Here is a 23,907-nt window from a genome sequence, read left to right on the forward strand (position 1 = left end):
AATAATAGTATTGGTTCCAATTCCATTCCCCAACAGCTTTCGTTGGGGGTTTCCAAACATCCCGCGAGGTTTTATGACGGCTCAGGTTTTGATTGAAAAGAAAAAGTTAGAAAAACCGCCCCTAACAATACACACATTAGGCGATCGCGTCCTGCGGCAGCCAGCCAAGCGCGTCAAAAGCGTCGATGCAGAAATTCGGCAGCTAGTCCGAGAAATGCTGCAAACCATGTACAGTGCGGATGGCATAGGTTTGGCTGCCCCCCAAGTCGGAGTCAACAAACAAGTAATCGTCCTCGACTGCGACCCGGAAAACCCCGCCACACCCCCAATGGTTTTGATCAACCCCACCATCAAAAGTAGCAGCAGCGATATCTGCATCTTGCAAGAAGGGTGTTTGAGCATTCCGGGAGTTTATTTAGAAGTCAAACGCCCAGAAGTCATTGAAGTCTCTTACCGCGACGAATACGGCCGCCCACAAACCCTGATAGCAACAGACTTACTGTCGAGGGCCATTCAGCACGAAATGGATCACCTCAACGGAGTGCTGTTTGTAGACAGAGTTGAAAACAAGCTGGCACTGAATGAAGCATTAGTCAAGCAGAAATTTTCGCCAAAGGCAGTAAAATCAGTATGATGGCAGGAACTCCGAAAAGTGGTTTACTATTAGCTCTTTCGTGCATCACTGCGATCGCGGCAGTCGGCTCAATTTTTGAGCTCTCCTCGGGAGAAGCTCAGCTTGGCAATTTAGTCACGGGCATCATCCTCGCCCTGAGCGTACCGCTAACTGGCATATTTTTCTATGCAGCCGTTCAGGATGCCAGGGCAAATCTATAAGCAGAGTTATTAGTCATTAGTCATTAGTCAGCAGTTATTAGTAATTAGTAATTAGTAATTAGTCAGCAGCTAACAACCAATAACTGTGGAATAAAGATTGCTCAAAAATAACATCAGCTAACAGCTCGCGAGCTCATGACCAATGACTAATGACTAATGACTAATGACTCATAACTCATGACTAATGAAATCGGATTTCTGCGACAAGTGCCAGCCAAAGAGGCTGCGGGAAACCCAGCATCCAAATACCAACTTTCTGAAGATGGGGAATTGGTCATCGGACGCGATCGCAATTGTCAAATAACTTTAGAGTCGATCGCCCACGGCATGGTTTCTCGTCGCCACGCCATGATCCGTCCCCTAACCAAGGGTACTTTGAGGAGATGGGAAATTTGCGACCTCAACAGCGCTAACGGAACTTATATCAACGGAAAAAAGCTCTCTGGCTGCCAAACTTTAGAAACAGGCGATCGCATCAGTCTCGGTCTTGACGGCCCTGAATTTATATTTGAATCTCCCGTAACCCCTTACCAAAATCAACCCGGATTAAGAACACCACAAACGGGCAATTTTGCTGGTAGCGAAAAAGACGCTCTCACTTTAACTCAATTATTCCCGATCGCCTCCACTGGCAAACAATTAAGCCAAAAAGCTTACTTATATCCAGGTATCGCCACAGTTATTGTTGTCGTGTCGATGTTTGTCGCCGTTGGAAATTCTGCCGCATTCAACTTGCTGCTGTCAGCTTACCTCGCCGGTGCGGCTTACTACTTTATCTATCAACTATGCGGCAAACACAAGCCTTGGTGGGTATTGCTTGGTTCGGCTTTAGCTACAGCCCTGATTCTGAGCAGCCCCTTATTAATTGGATTTATATTCGTATTTAGAGAAATTTTGCCCGGCCGCCTGCCAATCGAAGGCGAAACAATCAGTTTTTTGCCTTTTTTGACCACAATGTTTTTCGGGGCGGGTCTGATGGAAGAATTGCTGAAAGCCCTGCCCGTTTTGGGAGCCATGTTGCTGGGAAATTGGCTGAAAAATCCGTGGCGCGATCGAATCGGCGTTTGGGAACCTTTAGACGGAATTCTGTTAGGAAGTGCCTCAGCAGTCGGTTTTACACTGTTAGAAACTCTGGGACAGTACGTTCCCAATGTCATCCAAAATGTCACCCTGCAAGCAGGGCCGGACGCCGGACAATTAGTAGGATTGCAGTTGCTAATTCCCCGCATTTTGGGTTCCGCCGCCGGACACATGGCTTACAGCGGCTATTTGGGATATTTTATCGGTTTGAGCGCCCTTAAACCCAGGAAGCGCTGGCAAATTTTGGGCGTAGGTTATTTCAGCGCTTCCGCACTTCACGCTTTGTGGAATGCGTCGGGAGCCGCCAGCGTACTTTTGTTGGCGTTGGTGGGAGTTTTGTCCTATGCGTTTTTGGTAGCCGCGATTTTGAAAGCCAGAGCTCTGTCTCCGAATCGAGAGCAAAATTTTGCAACTCGAATATTTTCTGAAAAGTGACTTCTGACTGCTTAATTGTTGAGGTGCGATCGCGCGTTAAGCTGCCATTTTTTTCTTGTGTTTTAACCAGCTTAAACCTGCCAGTGCTAAAGCTGTACCTGCAAATGTTATAGGTTCGGGAACTGGTTCGGGTGCGGTATCTACTAGGGTGTAAGAAACAGGGGCATCGTTGATAATTCTACGTCCGTCTATCGCCAAATGACGCTCCCTGTTGCTAATTATTGTCTCACGATATCCCGAGAAATAAGATGTCCACCTATCAGGACTGGTCGCCCCGTTGGTAGCCATAGACCAAGATGCCCTGCTGTCATATTTGACGTAAAAAGGCCCTCCTGGTACGTCTGGAAGGTCAATTTCTCTAATCTCTCCGTCGCCTCCCCTTGCACTCAGTCCGCGAAAATCCCCTTGAAAAAATAAAGCTATAGCCCCTGCTAAATCATAGTAAGTTTTAGAGACAGAGGCCGTGGCAAAGGTGTTAAATCTTCCCTCACCAACTGCAATTCCTTCAGATCCTATTCCTGTAAGCGAGGAATTACTCAACTTAAAAAAACCACTACCTCCACCCTCTTCCACTTGAAAATTGTAGGTGAGGACGGCAGCTTGTACTTGGTCAACTCCTGCTAATGACACCGCTGCATAACTTAAAATTGTGCTAGCGATCGCACTTCCCAATCTCTGTCTTTGTTTCTGGTTCATAGTCTACCTCATCAGATTTTACTTAAGTGTATTCGATTGAAGAAAGCGATCGCCCGTAATTATCCGCATTCTTAAGGTAAATTTTTGTGAATTCAAAGATTGCCGAATGTAAACAACCGAAGTAATACGGATAAGTCATCGTTTATATTTGTATAATTTATGACTTTCACTATTGCTTTTCAACAGAAACCAGAAAAATGTTTGATCGTAATCGCCAAATATTCCGACGGGTTTGTGTTGTTGCGATGCGGAGGACGATCGTCCTCCGCATATACACATTTAATAAATTTTGTCAATACGCAATCTCCCGACATTTTACCCCTGTATTCTGCCCTTGTGTATGAGTAGCTTTTGCTAGAGTGCCTGACGCGATAATCCCAAAACAGAACTTAGAAATTCTTCACAAATAGTTTGACTGTGGTACTATCTGGATGGCTGTGAGTAGCTGAGGGAAGCCAAGGGGCTTGATTCCTGTGGTGGTGGAGGAGAATCCAGGAGTGCTAGATAGGATGTCATTGGGATACGCAAACGTTTTCGCCCAGCGAAGTCAACCTGAACCCCTCCGCATTGGGGTGATTGGGGTTGGCAATATGGGCCAGCATCACACGCGAGTTCTGAGCTTGCTAAAAGATATCGAACTCGTGGGTGTTGCAGACATAAATGTAGAGCGGGGAATAGATGTAGCAAGCAAATACCGGGTTCGTTTCTTTGAAGACTACCGAGATTTGCTCGCCCACGTAGATGCAGTTTGCGTCGCCGTTCCAACTCGCCTGCATCACCCTGTGGGGATGTCTTGTCTCCAAGCGGGTGTTCACGTTTTAATTGAAAAGCCGATCGCGGCTAGCATTGCCGAAGCCGAATCTTTGGTCAACGCGGCTGCTGAGGCCCACCGGATTTTACAAGTGGGTCACATCGAGCGCTTCAATCCAGCTTTTCAGGAACTCGGCAAAGTGCTGAAAACTGAAGAGTTACTGGCATTGGAAGCTCACCGGATGAGTCCCTATTCCCAGCGGGCCAACGACGTATCGGTAGTATTGGATTTAATGATCCACGACATCGACTTGCTCTTGGAATTGGCAGATTCCCAAGTGGTGAAGCTGACCGCCAGCGGCAGCAGGGCCTCAGATTCAGGTTATTTAGACTACGTGACAGCGACGTTGAACTTTGCTAACGGCATTGTCGCCACCCTGACTGCCAGTAAGGTGACGCACCGCAAACTTCGTTCAATCGTGGCTCACTGCAAGAATTCTCTGACAGAGGCAGATTTTCTCAACAACGAAATCTTGATTCATCGGCAAACAACCGCCAATTATGTGACCGATTACGGTCAGGTGCTTTACCGTCAAGATGGATTGATCGAGAAAGTTTACACTAGCAATATTGAACCGCTCCACGCAGAATTGGAGCATTTTATTAATTGCGTGCGGGGTGGAAATCAGCCTTCTGTGGGAGGAGAACAAGCTCTCAAAGCTCTGCGGCTTGCGAGTTTGATTGAGCAAATGGCTCTCGACGGTCAAGCTTGGTATCCGAAAGAGCTAGAGTCTACTTTGCAAGTTAGCTAAATCGAGACAAATCGTGTCGTTTCCGGGTGCTTTTACAGTTTGGGTTTGTTGTTCGTTGAAGAGGGTAACTGTTCCCATGCAACCGGATTCGATGTCAGCCGATTTGAAATTGGACAATTCGGCGTGAGAAGTTCGGTGAGCGCGTGCGTCGAGTTGCGCTCAGTCGAACAATTTTAGACTTTAGATTGACAATCAAGCATCCAGGATACAAGCCCCCGGATTCATTCCGAAAGCAGACTCAGGACCCAGAAATAAAAAACCTGTATCCGATGAAACTTGCCCCCCGAATTTATCCGTGAGGTCAATGCTTCAATTCTAAAATCTAAAATCTAAAATCTAAAATCGCGCAATCGATTGACTCTGCAGATGAGTCTGGGGGCTTGAACTAAGGTTTAAACTTTTTTGCTCTCGACAACAGGAGTCGTGGGCAAGTATCCGTCTTTAGGTGAAGTCACGATTTATGCCAAAAAAGAGCGGCTATTTGACGACTGATGGTTTTGCTAACTAGCTGATTTCCTTGAGGACTGAGGTGAATGCTGTCTCGATACAGAGTTGGAAATTCGGCCGCACAATTGAAAATGGGAAGAAAATCTATGTAAGTAATTTTCTCTGTTTCTACGAGTTCGGCGAGACGCGCTCTAGCATTGACTTCCCAGTCGCGAGGGCCCGGGCCGCCGAGTTCGCCTCGCTTGGGCGTGACGGCTAGCAAAAACTCGACGTTGGCGGATACAGCTATTTTCTGGATTTGGCGAATAGCTTCTAAGTTGCAGCCTACTACATCGCCGCTTGTGGCTCCGGGTGCTGCCAATTGGGGAGTCGGCACTGCAGGTAGCAGGTAGCGGCTCAATAACTCTAGGGTAGCCGATCGGGGTTTGCGATCCGGGTAAGATCGATCGCGGCCCACAACCAGAGAACAGGGAGCCGATGCAAACAAATCGTCCGTATTGAGCAGCAAAACCAAAGCCTTTGCCCCAAAAACACCGAACCGCTTGGCGTAAGCAAGTTGATTCCTCGGCCCCCAAGAATTCGCTGAGGCGTTGAGAACTTCAAAATTTAAATAGTTGACTTGTGAACCTAATTGTGCATCGCTCGCCAGATTCTGTACTAGCAGTCTCAAATTCCGAGCCATAATTTCCGAGATCGTATCTGTCTGATGTGTCCACCAACCGCCGTTGGCGACAGAATCTCCCAACAGCAAGAGGCGCAGAGTTTCTGGAGGGGCGATCGGGGCGATCGATCCGCTACGCATCGAATACTCGTTAATCTCAATCCGGTTGCCCAAGCGACGCACCTTCTGGTTGGGCGCCAACAAATAGCCGCACTCGGCATCGGCAATATAAATCAAGGGATTACCAAAACCCAGCAGCACCCGCAAGAGCACTTCGATTGCCGCCCCCAATGCTGCGGTGACAGCCAAAATTATGAGAACAACTTCCACCAGTCAACCTCGATAGAGAAGGATAAACCCTGCCGACACCAAGGTATAAAAAAGAATGCAACTGCAGTCAAGCTTTCAGCCCCGATTGTAGTCAGCAGATTAAAGATTAAAGATTAAAGATTAAAGATTAAAGCATTGACTCCACAGATGAATCTGGGAGATATCGCTAAAATATAAACTTTTTTGCTTTCCAGGACTCCTGCCTAGAAGCAAGTATCCGTCTTTAAGTGAGGTGAGCGGGTCGCCTATGTAAAATCTAAAATCTAAAATCTAAACTGTTATGGCTGCGGGGTTTGAGCAACTGGGCGACCCGATTAAGTCAACTGAATCGCCCCCGTGGATATAGAATTCTAGAATATACCGTCAAAATCCGCCGTCAGCCGTCAGTAAGGAACCCCACGCTTAAAAGCGGGGGCTTTCAAGACAGTCCGGCTCTATGAGCGAGATTGAACCGAAAGCCCAAACCTTACCAGAGACAGGATCAGACCTACGTTTTTTGAGTCACGATACCGGAAAATGCGACGCTAGTTTTCCGCTCTATCGCTGAGAGTTAAACAGGCTTAATGGGGTCAAACCAGTGCTTTCAGCCTAACAAGCTCACTAAACATTCTCGAAGCGAGTGCGATTCGTTGTAACGTGAATCACGGTATCCAACCCGTACATAACGTTACCAACTAACTCCAAAAGAGAAGGTTGAACTTTCGGTCAGATGAGGGTGTAAGCCCCTCCTCTAAGACTCATAGATGACTCCCTATCTGCCCACACTGAGGAAGCTCGTTTCTTCCGGGGTGAAGCTGGGAACAGGGCGCAACTAGACATCTGTTGTGAGATGACACTAGCGCTAATGGGGAGTTCCCACGGTGAAACAGTGCCTAGAAAAGCAACCTAGAGAAAAGCGGGACACAACACCAACACCCGACTTCGCTGGAGATATCCCCGTCGCACATTCGCTTAGTAGCGACAAGAGTTCAGGGGAACCAGCGGTTGAATTGGCTCCACCTAACGGAACGAACAATCTAACCGAAGGAACGAAGAAAAACGGTTTGAGGGTCAAGGGAATGTCGAATCCCAAGTAGGACAGACGAGCGTCGGAACTCCCTTAAGCCGGGTAGGACAGACCGTAACTGGTCTGAGGTGTTCAGAAAACACAAATTGGTGAAGAGTATGTTTAGACACAGCAGTAATGCTAGTGAAACTTGGAAAATTCTCCCCTGGAAACGATTTCAGAAGGACTTATTCCGCCTTCAAAGAAGAGTGTTCAAAGCGATTCAGGTTGGAGACAAGCGCAAAGCTATGTCCCTTCAGAGGTTGATACTCAAGTCAACCGCAGCCAGGATGCTGGCAATACGTCAAGTAACGCAATTAAACGCTGGGAAAAAGACGGCAGGTATAGATGGTAAAGCCTCACTCAATCATGAGGAGAGACTGGAGCTGAGCGAAAACCTCAGAACCAAAAGTGGCGACTGGAAACACCAGAAACTACGGGAAATACCCATACCAAAGAAGGACGGGACAACCCGCCTATTAAAAGTGCCTACTATCGAAGATAGAGCTTGGCAATGTCTCGTCAAGTTTGCCTTAGAACCAGCGCACGAAGCAACGTTCCATGCCAGAAGCTACGGTTTTAGGACAGGACGCTCAGCGCACAACGCGCAAAAGCACCTGTTTGACAATCTGAACTCCAGGGTGAATGGAATAGAGAAACGAGTTATCGAACTCGATATCGAAAAATGCTTCGATAGGATAAGCCACTTATCAATAATGGAACGACTTATCGCCCCATCGGGTATAAAGCTCGGAATCTTCCGATGCTTAAAAGCAGGAGTCAATCCAGAATTCCCCGAACAAGGAACCCCGCAAGGGGGAGTGGTAAGTCCCCTACTAGCAAACATTGCACTCAATGGTATAGAAGACATCCACCAGTCCGTGCGCTATGCGGATGATATGGTATTCATTCTAAAGCCCAAAGACGATGCAATAGCAATACTTGAGCAAATAAGCCAGTTTCTAGCAAAAAGGGGGATGAAAGTCAGTGAAAAGAAAACCAAGCTAACCGCTACGACAGATGGGTTTGATTTCCTAGGCTGGCATTTTAAGGTGCAAAGCAACGGTAAGTTTAGATGTATCCCTTCAGTGGATAACTTCCAGGCGTTCCGTCAGAAGGTAAAACACATCGTCAACAACTCGAATTATGGTGCTACCACAAAGGCTGAGAAATTAGCCCCTGTAGTTAGAGGCTGGAGGAATTACCACCGCTACTGCAAGATGGATGGGTCGCGCAACTCGCTATACCACATCGAAACAAGAGCTTTCAAGGTATTCAACAAGGAATCCAAACAAACTCGCTACACGAGCAAGAAACTGCTTGATAAAGCCTTTCCATCGGTTCCTTACTCCGAAAACAAACACATCAATGTCAAAGGGAAGAAATCACCCTACGACGGAGATATAGCCTACTGGAGTGAGCGTAACAGCAAGCTCTATAACGGCGAAACCTCTAAAGCTTTAAAACGGCAAAACCATAAATGTGGAAAATGTGGCTTAAAAATGCTAGGCGATGAAAAGGTACATCTGCATCATGTAGATGGCTGCCATAGTAATTGGAAAATAAATAACCTTCTAGCGGTTCACGAAAGCTGCCACGATTATATCCACATGAGCAAAGGCGCAAGCCAAGAACATCGGGAGCTGTATGCGGGGAAACTCGCACGTACAGATCTAACTGAGAGGGGCGAGGCGTAATAGCCTCCCTCGACTCAACCACATTACCCCGAAAGGGAGATTGAGGCAACCATGCCTCACCGGAGAGGCCACCCGACCTCTCCAACCCCGAAAGGGGATTTAAGGCGACGGTCGTCGCAGCCGCCTTCCTCCCCATGCGTAAAGTCAGGGGCTTCCCGCTCGTTTTTTGGTGAACTTGGTGGTTTCAGGAAAATCCGTGGACTTAAAACAAATATTCAAAACGCCGAATCCCATAATCGGTGTGGTACATTTACAGCCTTTGCCAACTTCTCCCCGCTGGGGCGGGAACCTCAAAGCTATTATCGGAAGAGCCGAGCAAGAGGCTACAGCGCTGGCTTCTGGTGGCGCAAACGGTATCATTGTCGAGAACTTTTTCGACGCTCCTTTTGCTAAAGACAGCGTAGATCCGGCGGTGGTAAGTGCCATGACTCTGGTAGTTGAGAGGCTAACAAATCTCGTGACGCTGCCGATCGGCGTTAACGTGCTGCGAAACGACGCCCACAGCGCGATCGCCATCGCCTCCTGCACAGGAGCTCAATTCATCCGCGTCAACGTCCTCAACGGCATCATGGCTACAGACCAAGGCTTAATTGAAGGCCAAGCTCACCAGCTACTGCGCTACCGCCGGGAATTGGGCAGCGATGTCAAAATATTAGCAGACGTGTTAGTCAAGCACGGGCGCCCCCTAGGCAGCCCTAATTTGACCACAGCCGTCCAAGAGACGATCGGGCGAGCTTTAGCCGACGCCGTAATCCTTTCCGGCTGGACAACTGGCAGCCCTCCCAATCTCGAAGACTTAGAACTCGCGAGTGCAGCAGCAGCGGGAATTCCAGTTTTCATCGGCAGCGGGGCCTCGTGGGAAAACATTTCCACCCTCATGCAGGCCGCTGACGGCGTAATCGTATCGAGTTCCCTGAAACGAAACGGCCGCATCGAGCAGCCTATAGATCCGATCCGCGTCAGTCAGTTTGTAGAAGCCGCCCGCCGCAGCTTGTCCCAGAAAGAGCGCGAACAGGAAAATAGAGATGCTAATGGCTCAAGAGAGCCAACACCGCAACCGGGCAAAGTCACAAGTAAAAAGTAAAATAGGAATTGTTGACTGTTGACTGTTGGCAGTAGTCAGTTGGCAGTTGGCAGTAGTCAGTAGTCATCAGTTATCAGTCATCAGTCAGTAGTTATCAGTTATCAGTCAACAGTCAACAGTCAACAGTCAACAGTCAACAATTCCCAATTCCCAATTCCCAAATTACCAAATCAAAAAATGATTCGCCGACGTTCAACCCCTTGGATTCATCGCTGGTCTCGGACTGTGATGGCAGCGATCGCAGCCATAGGCGTCGTAGAAACGGCCTATCTCACGATCGCTAAATTCACGACTGGCTCGGTCATTTGTCCCACCAGCGGCTGCGACAAAGTTCTCAACAGTCCCTACGCTACAGTCTTTGGCACAGTGCCTTTAAGTTTGTTAGGCTGTCTGGCTTACCTGAGCATAGCAGTCCTGGCATTGGCCCCCAAAGCCGTCAATCCCGCCACCAATAAAGGACTGCACTCTCAACTAGAAAACAAAACTTGGCAAGCGCTATTTATCATCACCGCTGCGATGGTAATTTTCAGCAGCTATTTGATGTATTTGATGGCTTTTGAAATTCAGGAACTGTGCATTTACTGCATCACTTCCGCCTTATTTGCGCTGTCGCTGTTTGTGCTGGTGCTAGTCGGGCGCGAGTGGGAAGATATCGGACAGTTGGTGTTTACAGGCATTTTGGTGGCAATGGTGAGTTCGATCGGCGCCTTGGGACTTTATAACAGCGTCAACTCACCTCCTCCTATTGTCTCTACCCCCGGACTTGTACCCCCTGCCGTCACTACAACCTCCGGTCCTGCCCAAATTGCTTTGGCCCGCCACCTCCGACAAATCGGCGCTAAAGAGTACGGCGCTTACTGGTGTCCCCACTGCCACGACCAAAAAATGCTGTTCGGCAAAGAAGCAGCCAAAATAATTGATTATTTTGAATGCGATCCCAAAGGCCAAAATTCCCGCGCTGAGATTTGCCAAGCTGCTGCGGCTAATATTAAAGGTTTCCCGACTTGGGAGATTAATGGTCAGTTTTATGCGGGGACACAATCTTTGGATAAACTCGCTGATTTATCGGGTTACACCGGCCCCCGCAACTTTCAAAACTGACAGGAAAGTTGGAGATTATAGATGACAGATTTTAGATTGATGGGCAGGAAATATCCTAGTTTTTAACTTATTTTATCCTTAGCTCGTGCTGCGAAATCAATCTAAAATCTTGCATCTATAATCAATAAAAAAATAATAAAAATTAGTGAGAACGAAAAAAAATAAAACAAGTTGTGGGCCTCTACTATTTAGATCTGCGAATAACTACTAAAACTTTTACATAAAAATGCAAGAAACCGGGTTTCTGCTTCCAGAATGATTGTTGAAATGACATATTTTGGTTGCGAAACCCGGTTTCTGCTTTTGCAGCCCGATCGCACCGAAAAACCAAAAAATTGGATAATCTAAAATCTAAAATCTAAAATCGACTCGCCCGCACCAAAAAACCAAAAAATTGGATAATCTAAAATCTAAAATCTAAAATCTAAAATCGACTCGCCCCGGAGATGTAAAACCTATACGTAGTAGTAGTTTAGATGCTCAAAGGGCGAGACCAAAATCCCCAAAATATGCTAAAAACTATCAAAAAATGGGTCGATCGAGAACGCCGAGTATTGATTACTGCGAGTGCCGTTGCTAGTACGGTCATTGTCATGCGCTGGTTCGGATGTTTTCAGGTATGGGAATGGGCTGCTTTCGACCAATTTGTGCGCTGGCGGCCGGCCGAACCCATTGACTCGCGCATCGTCATTGTAGAAATTAAGGAAGCTGACTTGCAAAAATACGGCTACCCAATTTCGGATGCTGTATTGGCCCAATTGCTGCAAAAATTGCACACTGGCAAGCCGCGGGCGATCGGCCTCGACGTTTACCGAGATTTGCCAACTCAACCGGGTAACGCCGAATTGCTCAAAACTTTTAAAACTATTCCCAACTTAATCGGCATTGAGTTGATGCCAGACGAAACCCGCTTCGGAGTTCGCCCGCCTCCGGTACTTGACAAGCTTGATCGAATCGGTTTCAACAACGTTGTTATCGACGCTGACTCAAAAGTGCGGCGAACTTTGCTCTACGCTTGGCCCGGAGACGGCAAAACTCATCAAAGTTTCGCACTCAGACTGGCTTTGCTTTACCTCAAAAGCGAAGGCATTTCCCCTCAACGAGCAAGAGTCAATCCTAAATACTTGCAGTTAGGCAAGGGGGTTTTTCGGCCTTTTCAACCGAATGACGGTGCTTACGTTCGATCGGACAGCCGTGGCTATCAAATTTTGACCAACCTGCGCGGCCCGCGAGGCAGTTTTCGCACTGCATCGATGGGCGATGTGCTTTCTGGCAAAGTACCTGCTGATTTTGTACGATCGCGCGTTGTCTTGATCGGCTCAAATGCCCCCAGCCTCAGAGACTTTTACCAAAATGCTTACAGTTCAGGTTGGTTTGGTCCTCCCCAGCAAATACCGGGAGTCGAGCTTCAGGCTCATTTCTTGAGCCAAATTTTGAGTGCAGCCCTCGACGGGCGCGGGGGTATCAATGTCTGGCCAGAGGCTGCGGAGTTGCTGTGGATTTTACTGTGGTCTTGGGCGGGAGCAAATGTGAGTTGGAATTTGCGATCGCTTGGTCGATCGGCTTATTGTTTATTAAGTATCTGTCTAGGTCTGAGTGCCACTTTATACTTAGCATTCTTAGCAGGTTGGTGGCTACCCTTAATTCCTCCAATCCTCAGTCTTGTGGGTTCGGGTGCTGCTGTTGTCGGTTATCTGGCTCACTTGCAAGAAGAATTAAAACGGTCTAAAGAATTTTTACAATCGCTAATCGATACAATTCCCGACCCCATTTTTGTCAAAGATCGAAATCACCGCTGCATAGTTTTGAATCAGGCCTATTGTCGGTTTATTGGCTATCCTTTAGAAATTTTAACTTGCCGAACCGATTACGATTTATTTCCCCAAGCCGAAGCCGAGATATTTTGGCAGCAAAACGAATTAGTATTTCAAACTCACCAGCCGCGAGAAAATGAAGAATATTTTACTGATGCTCACGGAATTACGCATCTGATTGCGACTAAAAGATCCCTGCATCAAGATGCTGCCGGCAACCTATTTTTAGTCGGAGCAATCAGAGACATTACCGAGCGCCAACTTCGGGCAAATGCCCTAGAACAAAAAAATGCTGAGCTCAGCCACCAAGCTTATCACGATGCTCTTACCGGTTTGCCCAACCGCCAAATGTTCTACGAATGCTTACATCGGTCTCTAGAAATAGCCTCCAGCACTCAAGAATTGGTAGCTTTACTGTTTTTAGATTTAGATGGATTTAAGTCAATCAACGATACTCTCGGACACAATGTGGGCGATTTACTCTTAAAAACAGTTGCCAGTCGGCTCAAAAAATGCTTGCGCGGCAGCGATACTATCTCGCGGTTGGGCGGGGACGAGTTCACAGTCATTTTGCCCGCAATTCCCGGTCACGAGGAAGCTGCGAAAGTAGCGGAAAAAATTTGCGACGCCATCATGCAGCCTTTTATTTTAGAAGAACATACAGTTTCTGTAACTACAAGTATTGGCATTAGTTTATATCCCATTGACGGTCAGGAGCCAGAGATTTTAGTTAAGAATGCCGATGTTGCGATGTATCGTGCTAAGGAACGCGGGAAAAATCAATATCACTTTTATTAATCAAGACAAGTTAAAAATATAATGCAACTGTAGGTAAAGTCCCCACCTCGATATTGATAAGTCATTTATAATTATTCAATTTTTTTATCTAAAATTTCAATTACTTCAGACAAACTTTGAGTAAATTTTAGACCTCAAACCCTAATTGGGCCGTGAGGGAGATATTATTTCAGGCGTCCCCTGTGCAGCTAACTTTAAAAAATAGCTCGATCCTTAAACTGTAAGCCTTCTAAGCTTTTTGAAACCGATCAAAAAAATGTCCAAAGTAGTGAAATCTCAAATCTAAAATCACATAGTTTAAAATCCTCTAATCCGTCATCTGTCATTAGATAGATTTAGCCAAAGATGAAACTTATGAGACCAACTTGCCGTCTGATCTAAATGTTACAAAATATTAAAATAAATCACAACCTGAAACCAAATTTAAATCGCCAAAAAGCCTTAATGTAAAAAGTTTATGTAAACTTAGGAAAGTTAATTAAAGTAAATGTAAAGATATCAGTGGAAATACGGAAATTGACAGATATAATAGGTGGTACAGACGTGGATCTATTGCGATGATTTGAATAAGCCTGTGAATACTATGCGTACTTTGATTCAGCTCACAACAACGGCAACCCTGGCAGCCTGCCTGCAAGTGAATATAGTCGGCACCGCAAATGCGGCTCAACTTGCCAGCAACTCAACTAGCAATTTCACAAAAGCCCGTAGCGTGGGCAAGATCGCGACGCGATCGACTCCCAGAGTTTGGACACTTGCACCAACCTCTAGGTTGGGAAATCCCCAACAATACGAACCAGACCCGAACGGGAACCCCAAAAGTGACGGTACGGGAACGCGCTGACCCCAAATTTTCAATAAATTTTCAATCTTCTATTCGCGGAGATTTGTACCAATTGGATTGGTTAATTAAAGTATGGCTGCACCAATCCGGGTCGGTGAGGGGATAGTCCACTCGGTAATGACCGCCGCGACTTTCAGTGCGAAACGCAGCACTTTTGACAATTAAATAGCCGATATCCAATAAATTGCCAACTTCTCCCCAATTTCGCAAAATTGAGCTATTCTCCGCCTCAGCAGGCGAAAAATCAATAATTTGTCCGGGTCGTAAATTATCAAGCGTTTGACTCAAAGGCAACGAAGCAAATTCTTGCCGCCAAATCTCAAGTTGGACGATCGCACTTTCCAAATCGCGTTGTCCCCGGCAAATTCCCGCACTCTGCCACACCAAATTCGGCAATTCGACCCGCAACTTTTCGATCGCCTCAATGTCCTTTTCAGAAATCGATTTTTCCAAGATTTCCCCTGAAGATTCGTGATCGGCGAATGCCTCGGGCCTTCCACCTTCTAGCTGCAAAAGTCCCATCTGCGCCCCAAAAACCAGACATTCCAGCAGCGAATTGCTCGCCAACCGATTAGCGCCGTGTACCCCCGTGCTGGCAGTTTCTCCCACCGCGTACAAACCCGGAATCGAAGTTTGGTTAAACTTGTCAGCCACAATCCCTCCCATCCAGTAATGGGCCGCAGGCGTCACCGGCACCGGTTCGGAAAAAATATCAATTCCCCAATCAGCGCACACTTGAATAATATTCGGAAACCTGTAGCGCAGTCGATCGACCGCAATCGGGCGCAAATCCAGCCAAACATGAGGTTCCCCCGTCTTCTGCAAGTGGCGGAAAATAGCGCGGCTGACAACATCCCTAGGGGCGAGTTCCCCGCTGGGGTGAGAGTCAAAGGCAAAGCGATATCCCTTACTGTCAACCAAATGAGCTCCTTCTCCCCGCACCGCTTCGCTAATGAGAAACCGAGGCGCGCCCACTTTGCTCAGTGCCGTCGGGTGAAACTGCACAAATTCTAAATCTCGCAGCAGCGCCCCGGCTCGCCACGCAATTGCTACCCCGTCCCCGGTACTTACCGACGGATTGGTTGTTTGAGCAAAAACCTGTCCGCCGCCGCCTGTCGCCAGCACCACGGCTTTGGCCTGCAGCCACTTGACTTGTGAGCCACAAATCGAGCTAATCCCCTGACAGCGCCCGGTTTTGTCTAGCCACAGACTCAAAGCAAAGGCAGGGGATACGAGTTGAATGTTTTTGCGACTTAATACTTTTGCTGTCAGCGTACTGATGACGGCTTTGCCCGTAGTGTCGGCGGCGTGGAGAACTCGGCGGCGGGAGTGGGCGGCTTCTAGGGTGAGGGCTAAATCTGGGCCGGTGCGATCGAATGCAACGCCCATTTTCACGAGGGAGTCAATGCAAGCACCAGCTTCCTCGACTAAAAATTTCACCGCCTCCAAATCGCAAAGACCGGCTCCTGCAGCCAGTGTATCCTGAACGTGCAGCGCTGCGGAATCTTCAGGGGCGATCGCCGCCGCAATTCCTCCTTGAGCCCAATCGCTGGCAGAAACAGGCAGGGTATTTTTATTGATCAAGCCCACGTGCAAATGCTCTGGCAGGCAAAGTGCTGTGTACAAACCCGCCGCGCCAGCACCTATTACCAATACGTCAAATTTGTCAGTCATAAGTCTGCCGCCAGTCTATTTTAGATTTTAGATTTTAGATTTTAGATTTTAGAATTGAGTCTACAGATGAATCTGGGGACTTGAACTAATGTCAGTCAACGGATTTTAGATTTTAGATTTTAGATTTTAGATGAATCAGGGGAACCCGCTGATTTCAATCTAGCGAATTTTGGTCGGCTTTTGCCGAATGGTGGTTGAAAGTAAGTCTTGATAAATTAAAGGCAGAAGTCATCAGCCTAAGAGAAAAAATCTTTTCTTTCTGCCGAATGCCTTCTGCCCAATGACTTCTGCCTTCAAATGAGGCCCGCTGCTACCTAGTCGTAGAGACCGTTATTCAACCTGGTATCTCCTTCAATAAAGACTGATTCGACATCAGTTATGGTGAATTTGTCCAAGTTAGCTTGCAGCACTTTTTTCTGAGCTTCCGTCAAACCTGAAATGTTGAGTACGTCCTCAACTTTTTCGTAAGGAGCGTTCTTAATAATTAGTCCAGCTAAAGTGGGATACAACCCTCGATATTGGCGAAAGTCCCGGACGGCGCTGTTGTTCAAATCAAGTTTTTTGCCGTATTCTGTGGCAAGCTTCTCATCGGCGCGATTGGTTCTAGCCGGAGCTTCAACAGCTAGGAGCGAGGATGATGGCAAGACGATACGGCTTAATGACGCCGCGATCGCGCTTTGGTCTCCAGCCCATGCAAAGCAGCCCAGCACTAAGCCCAATACTGCCAATAGACGACCCAATCGTTTCATGAAGTTTTGTCTCCCAATTTCATACACAGCATTTATGTAGAGACTACCATTTTGCTTATGCAGTTTTTCAGATAAATCCGCAATAAGTAGAGGGCTGTTATAAACTTTACATTTGGGTATTGACAAGGCGGACAATATATGACATTAGCCGACTTTTAAGCATCGCAGGCAAGTTGATCAAAGGCACTCCCAATTAAAAACTCGGACTGCCCTTTTAAAGGGTTAATTTTTGCCCCGCCCCCAATTTTCTCGCTATCAAGAACTTTTTCCTTTCGTTTTGAGAAAAGCGTTCAAGTCAGCATAGGTACCGCCGTAAGCCACGCTGGGATTCTCGTAACCCTTCAAAGCAACGGTGTGCTGCTCGAAAGCGCCCTGCGCCCCCAATTGCGTCAAGTATTTGTAGGTAGTTTCTCCCACAGCGATATCCTTGCCGAGTTGCTTGGTGCAAGATTCCAGGCGAAATGCTGCGTTTACAGTATCTCCCAAGGCGGTATAGTCCGATCGATCGCTGCTGCCAGAATTTCCCACCATTGCATAACCGGTATTGATTCCGGCCCCGACTCGCAAAGGAAAAGGAAGGGGGTAACGGCTGCTGAGTTCGTCTGTTGCTTTGTGCAGTTCGCTCAAAGCTTGGCAAATCCGCATCATTTCCTCGCTGCTGACATCGCTGGTTTTGTGGAACCAGACTGCCATGATGGCATCACCAATGTATTTGTCCACCCAACTGCCGTGTTCACGAATGATCTGTCCTGCTTTGCGGAACCAATTGCCGATAACTTCCGAGAGGAGGGTTTCGTCTAGCTGCCTAGTCAAAACTGTAAAGTCTCGGATGTCCATTACCATGACGCTAATCAGGCTACGCACCGTCAAAGTCGCCGTAAAATCTTCAGAGTCTGTCTCGTGTATTGGTGGATCGTGCCGGTGGCCGGCGGTTGGGTTGTAGAAGTCCAATTCGGTTTGACCGAAAATAATCCGATCGCCATTTCGGAGAGTGACAGGAATACTGACCCGCCGCCCGTTGACAAAGGAACCATTGCGGCTGCCCAAGTCGATCAGGTAGAACTCTCCTGTCTCCATTTGCTGTAACATCGCGTGATTACGGGAAATCCAGCGATCTGTCAGTACAAAATTATTGTCATCGCTCCGCCCTACTGTCCAGCAATTGCTGCCGGAGAGCGGCAAGTAGCGATTGCCGCCTTCTGTGCGAAGTACCATATGTGGATTGGGTTGCACTCGTCACAACAGTCCTAGAAACGACACAAAATTAACCGATTTGAGATTTTAGACTTCAGATTTTAGATTTTTTAGTCCATCGTCGATGCACCTAGCCCCTGCAGGATTTGTGAACCATAAATTCGATCGAGCTAGCGAAGGTATTTATGATTCGCTCTACCAAAGCAGGCAGTAAAAACAGACTGTCTACCAAGATTGTACCTGATCATACTGCCTGCCCCGGACGGGAGACAACTTTTATTTATTTTGATGGCCCAGAAAAAAGTGGGAAAATGGCTCTCTGGCTAGGGGGCTAGGGTGTACACACAAATCCGAAATCTTTCAATACGATTCCTGAAACCCAAGTTTCGCATGAATCTCAGAAAGGAAGCTTATTTTCATGAATTTTAAGTTATTGATTCGGCAAAACGAGAAATCAAGATTCTAGGAAACAGGGTTTCTACAATATGGGTCAGCGATCAACTTGTCTGTACACGGTAGAGCTAGGCGGGGGGTAGGGGGTGTGGGCTGCTATGCAGATCCAGAGTTCTGTACACTACTCCCTATGGTGTAGGCTGCCAATTTCAACCGGAACAGCCCCTCCTATCGAAGATTTCCTTGCAACCATCAGACTTACATTCCGTCCATCGGCAGTAGTGCTAGTTCCTAACGCTAATAATCCAAGCCCTTCATCGCCAATAATGATAGCAGAATTCACAACTCTATCGTGCTTAGTTTTGCAATTGGAACAAGTCCAGCTACGCACTTCCCACGGAAGGCTAGCCACCTGATTCAGACTTACGTGGCAACTCTTACTCGATGGTGCGAAAAACCGACCAATTTCGAGGTAATTTTTACCTCTATTGCAGCTTTGTCTTTCACTTGTATGGTCAAATTTGACCATCCGTCATCGCTAATTACTTTAGCTAGGCATGGATTTTTTTACTAGGTTATTTACTGCCAAATTTTCAACAACGATGATTTTGTTTTCCGGCACCAATTTGGGAGAGAGTTTTTCCTAGAATTCCTCACCAGCGTTTGCCATCTTTTCGTTAGCTATGGAACTATACGGGATTTAGGGCGATGATTGGAATCTTGATGTTTGGGATATAGTTTATGCTGCTTACGGTTTAGATTTTTATAAGTTGTGGTTGATAGCAAAAATACCCCCCAGCTTTCCTAGAAACTGGAGGGATTTCTCACTAACAATTTGTACTTTTTGTGGCTACTGAATTGATTGCTGGTCATGCGTTAACTCAAACTTCTGGAAAGATACCTGTTCTTCAAAGAAGTTGATGAATGCTCTGGATAGGTTTAGTTCATATCTCTCGATTTTGACAGCTTTGTTGTGGCAATCGTTGCGACATTTATGGTTATTTATCAAACTTTTAAAATAAATTTAATTGATTGTTACCGTATTGTGATATCTGAGATATTGGTTATTTCTTGCCTGTTTAACTCGTTCTGCAGCTAAGAGTGAAGACCACAAACAGGACGGCAAAAAACAACCCTGGTTTTCATCCCACCGCTAAGATGAGTAGAGTTATAGCGGGGGACTTCCCGCCGAGTAAGTTAAATTGGAAGAGAATTGTATGTTGTCGAAAAGAATTTTACCTTGTCTGGATGTGAAAGCCGGTCGCGTGGTCAAAGGTGTCAATTTTGTTAATCTTCAGGATGCTGGCGATCCGGTAGAAATGGCTCAGGTTTACAATGATGCGGGTGCTGACGAGTTGGTGTTTCTGGACATTACGGCGACTCACGAAGACCGGAATATTATGATCGATGTGGTGTACCGAACGGCCGATCGAGTATTTATCCCTTTGACGGTGGGCGGCGGTATCCAATCGTTAGACACCATTAAAAGTTTGTTGAGGGCGGGCGCTGATAAGGTGAGTATTAATTCGGCCGCGGTGCGCGATCCGAGTTTAATTGACAAAGCGAGCGATCGATTTGGTAATCAGTGCATTGTAGTGGCGATCGACGCCCGCAAACGGCAAGATGCGGATAATCCTGGTTGGGACGTGTACGTGCGCGGAGGGCGAGAAAATACCGGCAAAGATGCGATCGCCTGGGCAAAAGAAGCGGAACAGCGTGGCGCGGGGGAAATTCTCGTGACAAGCATGGACTCTGATGGCACTCAAGCCGGCTACGACTTGGCATTAACCCGGAGTATCGCTGAAATTGTCGAAATTCCCGTCATTGCTTCCGGCGGCGCCGGCAACTGTCACCACATCTACGAAGCCGTGACTGAGGGCAAAGCAGAAGCTGCACTGCTGGCTTCCCTGCTGCATTACGGGCAACTCAGTGTAGGAGAAATTAAAACTTATCTAGCAAAATGTCAAGTTCCCGTGCGACAGCAGCAGCCATTAGTCATTAGTCATTAGTCAGTCGAGAGTCGGGGGCATCTCATATCTTGCAACATTTTCAACAAATCACTCTGCGGGTTCACTCAAGCGCCCTCTCACATTGCAAACAGGCTAAATAAACCCCCTCACTCCACGATCAAACCAGTTACTGACATTGATACCGCTAGGTGAGGCGCATCCGAAGGCACTTATAGAGAATTTTTTTGTTCTACACAAGTGCCTTCTACATAAATCTCTTGGGGCGATCAACGCCAGTCATCTAGAAATATTCCCTGAGAAGGATTTCAAATACCAGTTTTTTCAGCTAAATATTATATATTAGCTCAATTTGAAAGAGAGCAACGGTTGCTTTTCTCAAACTTGAGTTAAAGATTGTGCAGAATTTGAGTGAGCTTCAGCCTGTTAACAATCTCAGCAATTAAAATTTGTAAAAACGGAGAAATTGTGTATGTCTTTTATCAGCTTTAACTTTCCTGCCAAGCGTTTAGTTCGCACTTTAATAGCTGTTTGTTTTTGTGCTTTGATGTTTGTTTCTAATGCTTTCCCGGCTTTTGCAGTTACTAGCAGCCCCACCAAAGGTGAAGACCAACTTTTAGGTATTGAAAAAGAATCTCAAGAAGCTGTACTCAAAAAACCAATGTCCTTGGAAGAAACTCAAGAAAAAGCCAGCAAAGGACCCAACGAAGTTCAGGGGGACGCTGACATTGAAAAAATGAAAAATCCTTCCAATACACAAGCTACATCCTTTGAGCAACAAGTCAAAAAAGCTGTCAACAAAATTAAAGACTAACTCAGCGCGAAGTAGTCAGCGGACAGTAGTCAGTATAAAAGATTAGGGACATGGCGCGGTGCCGTGTCCCTAGATTTTTTTTGTAGAAACACCGGACCGCGCCACATCCTTGAAAAATCCGTATCCAATCTAAATTTAGCTTTAGTTTTCAGAATTCGTCTTAGATGGAATAAAAAAGTGGAAAGGATTTGGCATCTTTCGGCTTTACAAACACTCTTTGCTGGGGTTGCAAGTTCAAGCTATCGAATCTTTCTCTAGTCAAATTAGCGTTTACTACTTGACCGTCATCTAAGGTTAATTCTACCTGAATTTCCCATCCCAAATGAATCAAGCGACTGATTCTTGCAGGCACTGTTGCACTATTTTCTGTAGTTTCAATTACTACGTCGTGAGGGCGCAAGAAAATCTCTGGGTTGGCTGAGTCAAAGCCGTTGTCTTGAAACATTCTTGAACTGCTGGGCAATACATTGACTGGCCCGATAAAACTCATTACGAAAGCACTAGCGGGATGGTCGTAAATTTCTGCGGGTGTGCCGACTTGTTCGATTTTACCTTTATTCATTACTGTAATTCGATCGGCAACTTCCATCGCTTCTTCTTGATCGTGCGTCACAAAGACTGTGGTAACGTGTACTTCGTCGTGCAGTCGCCGTAACCAAGCACGCAAATCTTTGCGAACTTTGGCATCGAGAGCTCCGAAAGGTTCGTCTAGCAGTAACACTTTCGGTTCCACAGCCAGGGCTCTGGCGAGGGCCACCCGCTGCCGCTGGCCCCCTGAAAGTTGCGACGGGTATCTATCGCCCAATCCTGCCAATTGCACTAAATTCAACAATTCTTCTACCCGCGATTTGACTTTCGCGGGTGGTGTTTTCTGAATTTGCAGCCCGAAAGCGATGTTTTTTCGGACTGTCATGTGCTTGAATAGCGCGTAGTGCTGAAATACGAACCCAATTTTGCGGTCTTGGACGCTAGTATTGGTCGCATCTTGACCTGTCAGCCAGATTTTGCCGGAGTCGGGCATTTCTAAACCCGCAATCAGTCGCAGCAGTGTAGACTTGCCGGAACCTGACGGGCCAAGCAATGCGACTAGGGAACCCGATTCAATTTCTAAGCTGACTCGATCGAGTGCTTGGAAACTGCCAAACTGTTTTGATACGTTTTCTACGACTATGCCCATAGGTAGGAAGAAGGAAGAGGGAAGAGGGAAGAGGGAAGAGGCAGGATACAGGAAGCAAGAGGCAAGAGGCAAGAGGGAAAAATGTTAATCTCCGGTTTGTGGATGGGTTAAGGTAAGTTTTTTTATAGCACGATCGCACATCAGTTTGTTAATTTTAGGGTTTTGGCGATCGGTCAGTCGATTTTAGATTTTAGATTTTAGATTTACTTGCAGCTTGGAATCTGGAAGATGGAACTTTGGTATAAAATTTTGGGTTCTCCAGGAAAGGAGTCGGGGCTTTGTATCGGTTTTGGGCGGTGTCAAACAGCCGAAAATTAACAAAAATGCACCTCCAGAACAAAACAACACAATTCTTTGCCACCAAAGTTGGCGTTTGGTACTACAATGCAGCAAAAGTTCAAGCGTTTTTGACTTCAACGGCTGAGGGGATAAAGGAAAATGGGAGATGTTGGACGTGTGCCTGTAGGAATTATCGGCGCTTCAGGGTACGGCGGCGTGCAACTTGTGCGACTGCTGGCGGACCACCCGGCGGCTGAAGTAGTTTATTTGGGCGGGGATAGCAGTGCAGGAAAACCTTATTCCAGCCTTTACCCGCATCTGACTAACTGCATTGATTTGACAGTCGAGGCGATCGACCTAGACAAAATAGCGGCAAAATGTGAAGTTGTGTTTCTGTCGCTGCCGAACGGTTTAGCTTGTAAAATGGCACCGACGCTGCTCGAAAAAGGCTGCAAAGTCTTGGATTTGTCGGCTGACTACAGATTTGAAAATCTGGAAACTTACAAAGCTTGGTACGGAGGCGAGCGATCGGACTCTGCTTTAGCTGCAACGGCTGTTTACGGTTTGCCAGAATTGTATCGCGATCAAATTAAAGACGCTCAGTTAGTAGGCTGTGCCGGCTGCTACGTCACGGCTAGTTTATTAGCCCTGGCACCTTTGCTCAAACAAGGCCTCATTGTGCCAGAAACAGCAATTATCGACGCCAAATCCGGTGCTTCTGGAGGGGGCCGCAAAGCTGAAGTTAATCTCTTGTTGGCTGAAGCAGAGGGGTCTCTGGGCGCTTACGGCGTTGGCCGCCACCGCCACACGCCAGAAATCGAGCAAATTTGCAGCGATTTAGCCGGACACGATATTAAAGTTCAGTTTACTCCTCACCTAATTCCAATGGTGCGCGGAATTCTGGCGACTGTGTACGCAACTTTGCGTGATCCGGGTTTGGTGCGGGAAGATTTAATCACGATTTTCAGTGCTTTTTACCGCAATTGTCCTTGGGTAAAAGTGTTGCCGGCTGGAGTTTACCCGCAAACAAAATGGGCTTGCGGCACGAATCTTTGTTATATCGGTGTGGAAGTCGATCCGCGTACTGACAGGGTGATTGTGCTATCGGCGATCGACAATTTAATTAAGGGACAAGCAGGTCAAGGCATCCAGTGCATGAACTTGATGATGGGTTGGGAAGAAACTTTGGGTTTGCCACAATTGGCTTTCTATCCTTAATTGAGGATCGGTAA

The 23,907-nt window shown here is 46.9% G+C and carries 20 protein-coding genes; 13 read left to right on the forward strand and 7 right to left on the reverse strand.

Annotation, left to right across the window (positions count from 1 at the left end; genetic code table 11):
• The first annotated feature begins 73 nt into the window (after nt 1-73).
• The 3 genes from def to QUB37_RS17910 all read left to right on the forward strand — a co-directional run bounded on the left by def (nt 74) and on the right by QUB37_RS17910 (nt 2,349).
• Nucleotides 74-634, forward strand: coding sequence for a peptide deformylase (gene def, locus QUB37_RS17900; RefSeq protein ID WP_333164427.1), 561 nt, complete (start codon nt 74-76; stop codon nt 632-634).
• Nucleotides 634-834, forward strand: a complete 201-nt coding sequence (locus tag QUB37_RS17905; RefSeq protein ID WP_199292547.1) for a hypothetical protein — start codon at nt 634-636, stop codon at nt 832-834. Before def ends, QUB37_RS17905 begins: the two co-directional genes overlap by 1 nt.
• A gap of 177 nt (nt 835-1,011) precedes the next feature.
• Nucleotides 1,012-2,349 (forward strand): PrsW family glutamic-type intramembrane protease, encoded by a 1,338-nt coding sequence (locus tag QUB37_RS17910; protein WP_333164429.1) that lies wholly within the window; start codon nt 1,012-1,014, stop codon nt 2,347-2,349.
• 36 nt (nt 2,350-2,385) lie between these two features.
• On the opposite strand, the gene QUB37_RS17915 is transcribed toward QUB37_RS17910, so the two are convergent.
• Nucleotides 2,386-3,045: a PEP-CTERM sorting domain-containing protein gene (locus QUB37_RS17915; protein ID WP_333164431.1), complete on the reverse strand. Its 660-nt coding sequence runs from the start codon at nt 3,043-3,045 to the stop codon at nt 2,386-2,388.
• 509 nt (nt 3,046-3,554) lie between these two features.
• Between QUB37_RS17915 and QUB37_RS17920 the strand changes: the two genes are divergently transcribed.
• Nucleotides 3,555-4,607 (forward strand): Gfo/Idh/MocA family protein, encoded by a 1,053-nt coding sequence (locus QUB37_RS17920; RefSeq protein ID WP_006635844.1) that lies wholly within the window; start codon nt 3,555-3,557, stop codon nt 4,605-4,607.
• Nucleotides 4,608-5,058: 451 nt separating this feature from the next.
• Here QUB37_RS17920 and QUB37_RS17925 read toward each other — a convergent pair whose 3' ends face one another.
• Nucleotides 5,059-6,045, reverse strand: a complete 987-nt coding sequence (locus tag QUB37_RS17925; RefSeq protein WP_333164434.1) for a GDSL-type esterase/lipase family protein — start codon at nt 6,043-6,045, stop codon at nt 5,059-5,061.
• A gap of 860 nt (nt 6,046-6,905) precedes the next feature.
• Here QUB37_RS17925 and QUB37_RS17930 point away from each other — a divergent pair.
• The 6 genes from QUB37_RS17930 to QUB37_RS17955 all read left to right on the forward strand — a co-directional run bounded on the left by QUB37_RS17930 (nt 6,906) and on the right by QUB37_RS17955 (nt 14,428).
• Nucleotides 6,906-7,121, forward strand: coding sequence for a hypothetical protein (locus QUB37_RS17930; protein WP_333164436.1), 216 nt, complete (start codon nt 6,906-6,908; stop codon nt 7,119-7,121).
• 88 nt (nt 7,122-7,209) lie between these two features.
• The gene (locus QUB37_RS17935; protein WP_333164438.1) at nt 7,210-8,787 is read left to right on the forward strand and encodes a reverse transcriptase domain-containing protein; all 1,578 of its coding nucleotides are present in this window, start codon (nt 7,210-7,212) and stop codon (nt 8,785-8,787) included.
• Between the two features lie 196 nt (nt 8,788-8,983).
• Nucleotides 8,984-9,871, forward strand: coding sequence for a photosystem I biogenesis protein BtpA (gene btpA / locus QUB37_RS17940; protein ID WP_333164441.1), 888 nt, complete (start codon nt 8,984-8,986; stop codon nt 9,869-9,871).
• A 177-nt stretch (nt 9,872-10,048) separates the two neighbouring features.
• Complete coding sequence (locus QUB37_RS17945) at nt 10,049-10,972, forward strand: vitamin K epoxide reductase family protein (RefSeq protein WP_333164444.1); 924 nt, start codon at nt 10,049-10,051, stop codon at nt 10,970-10,972.
• A 476-nt stretch (nt 10,973-11,448) separates the two neighbouring features.
• Entirely contained in the window at nt 11,449-13,584 is a 2,136-nt protein-coding gene (locus QUB37_RS17950; RefSeq protein WP_333164446.1) for a CHASE2 domain-containing protein, read from the forward strand.
• 574 nt (nt 13,585-14,158) lie between these two features.
• The gene (locus QUB37_RS17955; RefSeq protein ID WP_333164448.1) at nt 14,159-14,428 is read left to right on the forward strand and encodes a hypothetical protein; all 270 of its coding nucleotides are present in this window, start codon (nt 14,159-14,161) and stop codon (nt 14,426-14,428) included.
• A gap of 21 nt (nt 14,429-14,449) precedes the next feature.
• Here the strand turns inward: QUB37_RS17955 and nadB are convergent, their stop codons facing one another.
• The 4 genes from nadB to QUB37_RS17975 all read right to left on the reverse strand — a co-directional run bounded on the left by nadB (nt 14,450) and on the right by QUB37_RS17975 (nt 18,967).
• Nucleotides 14,450-16,102, reverse strand: coding sequence for an L-aspartate oxidase (gene nadB, locus QUB37_RS17960; RefSeq protein ID WP_333164449.1), 1,653 nt, complete (start codon nt 16,100-16,102; stop codon nt 14,450-14,452).
• A 314-nt stretch (nt 16,103-16,416) separates the two neighbouring features.
• Complete coding sequence (psbU, locus tag QUB37_RS17965; RefSeq protein ID WP_333164451.1) at nt 16,417-16,851, reverse strand: photosystem II complex extrinsic protein PsbU; 435 nt, start codon at nt 16,849-16,851, stop codon at nt 16,417-16,419.
• A 255-nt stretch (nt 16,852-17,106) separates the two neighbouring features.
• Nucleotides 17,107-18,066 (reverse strand): adenylate/guanylate cyclase domain-containing protein, encoded by a 960-nt coding sequence (locus QUB37_RS17970; protein ID WP_333164454.1) that lies wholly within the window; start codon nt 18,064-18,066, stop codon nt 17,107-17,109.
• A 553-nt stretch (nt 18,067-18,619) separates the two neighbouring features.
• Complete coding sequence (locus QUB37_RS17975) at nt 18,620-18,967, reverse strand: zinc ribbon domain-containing protein (RefSeq protein WP_333164456.1); 348 nt, start codon at nt 18,965-18,967, stop codon at nt 18,620-18,622.
• Between the two features lie 688 nt (nt 18,968-19,655).
• Between QUB37_RS17975 and hisF the strand changes: the two genes are divergently transcribed.
• Together hisF and QUB37_RS17985 are read left to right on the forward strand one after the other, a co-directional pair.
• Nucleotides 19,656-20,447 carry an imidazole glycerol phosphate synthase subunit HisF gene (gene hisF / locus QUB37_RS17980; RefSeq protein ID WP_333144026.1) on the forward strand — a complete coding sequence of 264 codons (792 nt, stop codon included), beginning with the start codon at nt 19,656-19,658 and terminating at the stop codon, nt 20,445-20,447.
• Nucleotides 20,448-20,877: 430 nt separating this feature from the next.
• Nucleotides 20,878-21,219 (forward strand): low temperature-induced protein, encoded by a 342-nt coding sequence (locus QUB37_RS17985; protein WP_333041098.1) that lies wholly within the window; start codon nt 20,878-20,880, stop codon nt 21,217-21,219.
• A gap of 160 nt (nt 21,220-21,379) precedes the next feature.
• Here the strand turns inward: QUB37_RS17985 and QUB37_RS17990 are convergent, their stop codons facing one another.
• Nucleotides 21,380-22,396: a sulfate/molybdate ABC transporter ATP-binding protein gene (locus QUB37_RS17990; protein ID WP_333057474.1), complete on the reverse strand. Its 1,017-nt coding sequence runs from the start codon at nt 22,394-22,396 to the stop codon at nt 21,380-21,382.
• 438 nt (nt 22,397-22,834) lie between these two features.
• Here QUB37_RS17990 and argC point away from each other — a divergent pair, with 438 nt between their 5' ends.
• Nucleotides 22,835-23,893 carry an N-acetyl-gamma-glutamyl-phosphate reductase gene (gene argC / locus QUB37_RS17995; protein WP_333164460.1) on the forward strand — a complete coding sequence of 353 codons (1,059 nt, stop codon included), beginning with the start codon at nt 22,835-22,837 and terminating at the stop codon, nt 23,891-23,893.
• The last annotated feature ends 14 nt before the right edge of the window (nt 23,894-23,907 follow it).

The organism is Microcoleus sp. AT3-A2 (assembly GCF_036705685.1).
Lineage (GTDB): Bacteria > Cyanobacteriota > Cyanobacteriia > Cyanobacteriales > Microcoleaceae > Microcoleus.

What these genes read in the sequence shown, in the direction of transcription:
- QUB37_RS17935 (WP_333164438.1), top strand. Translation starts at nt 7,210, where the DNA reads ATGTTTAGACACAGCAGTAATGCTAGTGAAACTTGGAAAATTCTCCCC.
- QUB37_RS17950 (WP_333164446.1), top strand. Translation starts at nt 11,449, where the DNA reads ATGCTCAAAGGGCGAGACCAAAATCCCCAAAATATGCTAAAAACTATC.
- QUB37_RS17985 (WP_333041098.1), top strand. Translation starts at nt 20,878, where the DNA reads ATGTCTTTTATCAGCTTTAACTTTCCTGCCAAGCGTTTAGTTCGCACT.
- QUB37_RS17970 (WP_333164454.1), bottom strand. Translation starts at nt 18,066, where the DNA reads ATGGTACTTCGCACAGAAGGCGGCAATCGCTACTTGCCGCTCTCCGGC.
- argC (WP_333164460.1), top strand. Translation starts at nt 22,835, where the DNA reads ATGGGAGATGTTGGACGTGTGCCTGTAGGAATTATCGGCGCTTCAGGG.
- psbU (WP_333164451.1), bottom strand. Translation starts at nt 16,851, where the DNA reads ATGAAACGATTGGGTCGTCTATTGGCAGTATTGGGCTTAGTGCTGGGC.
- QUB37_RS17910 (WP_333164429.1), top strand. Translation starts at nt 1,012, where the DNA reads ATGACTAATGAAATCGGATTTCTGCGACAAGTGCCAGCCAAAGAGGCT.
- QUB37_RS17945 (WP_333164444.1), top strand. Translation starts at nt 10,049, where the DNA reads ATGATTCGCCGACGTTCAACCCCTTGGATTCATCGCTGGTCTCGGACT.
- QUB37_RS17990 (WP_333057474.1), bottom strand. Translation starts at nt 22,396, where the DNA reads ATGGGCATAGTCGTAGAAAACGTATCAAAACAGTTTGGCAGTTTCCAA.
- def (WP_333164427.1), top strand. Translation starts at nt 74, where the DNA reads ATGACGGCTCAGGTTTTGATTGAAAAGAAAAAGTTAGAAAAACCGCCC.
- QUB37_RS17915 (WP_333164431.1), bottom strand. Translation starts at nt 3,045, where the DNA reads ATGAACCAGAAACAAAGACAGAGATTGGGAAGTGCGATCGCTAGCACA.
- QUB37_RS17920 (WP_006635844.1), top strand. Translation starts at nt 3,555, where the DNA reads ATGTCATTGGGATACGCAAACGTTTTCGCCCAGCGAAGTCAACCTGAA.
- nadB (WP_333164449.1), bottom strand. Translation starts at nt 16,102, where the DNA reads ATGACTGACAAATTTGACGTATTGGTAATAGGTGCTGGCGCGGCGGGT.
- QUB37_RS17905 (WP_199292547.1), top strand. Translation starts at nt 634, where the DNA reads ATGGCAGGAACTCCGAAAAGTGGTTTACTATTAGCTCTTTCGTGCATC.
- hisF (WP_333144026.1), top strand. Translation starts at nt 19,656, where the DNA reads ATGTTGTCGAAAAGAATTTTACCTTGTCTGGATGTGAAAGCCGGTCGC.
- QUB37_RS17975 (WP_333164456.1), bottom strand. Translation starts at nt 18,967, where the DNA reads ATGGTCAAATTTGACCATACAAGTGAAAGACAAAGCTGCAATAGAGGT.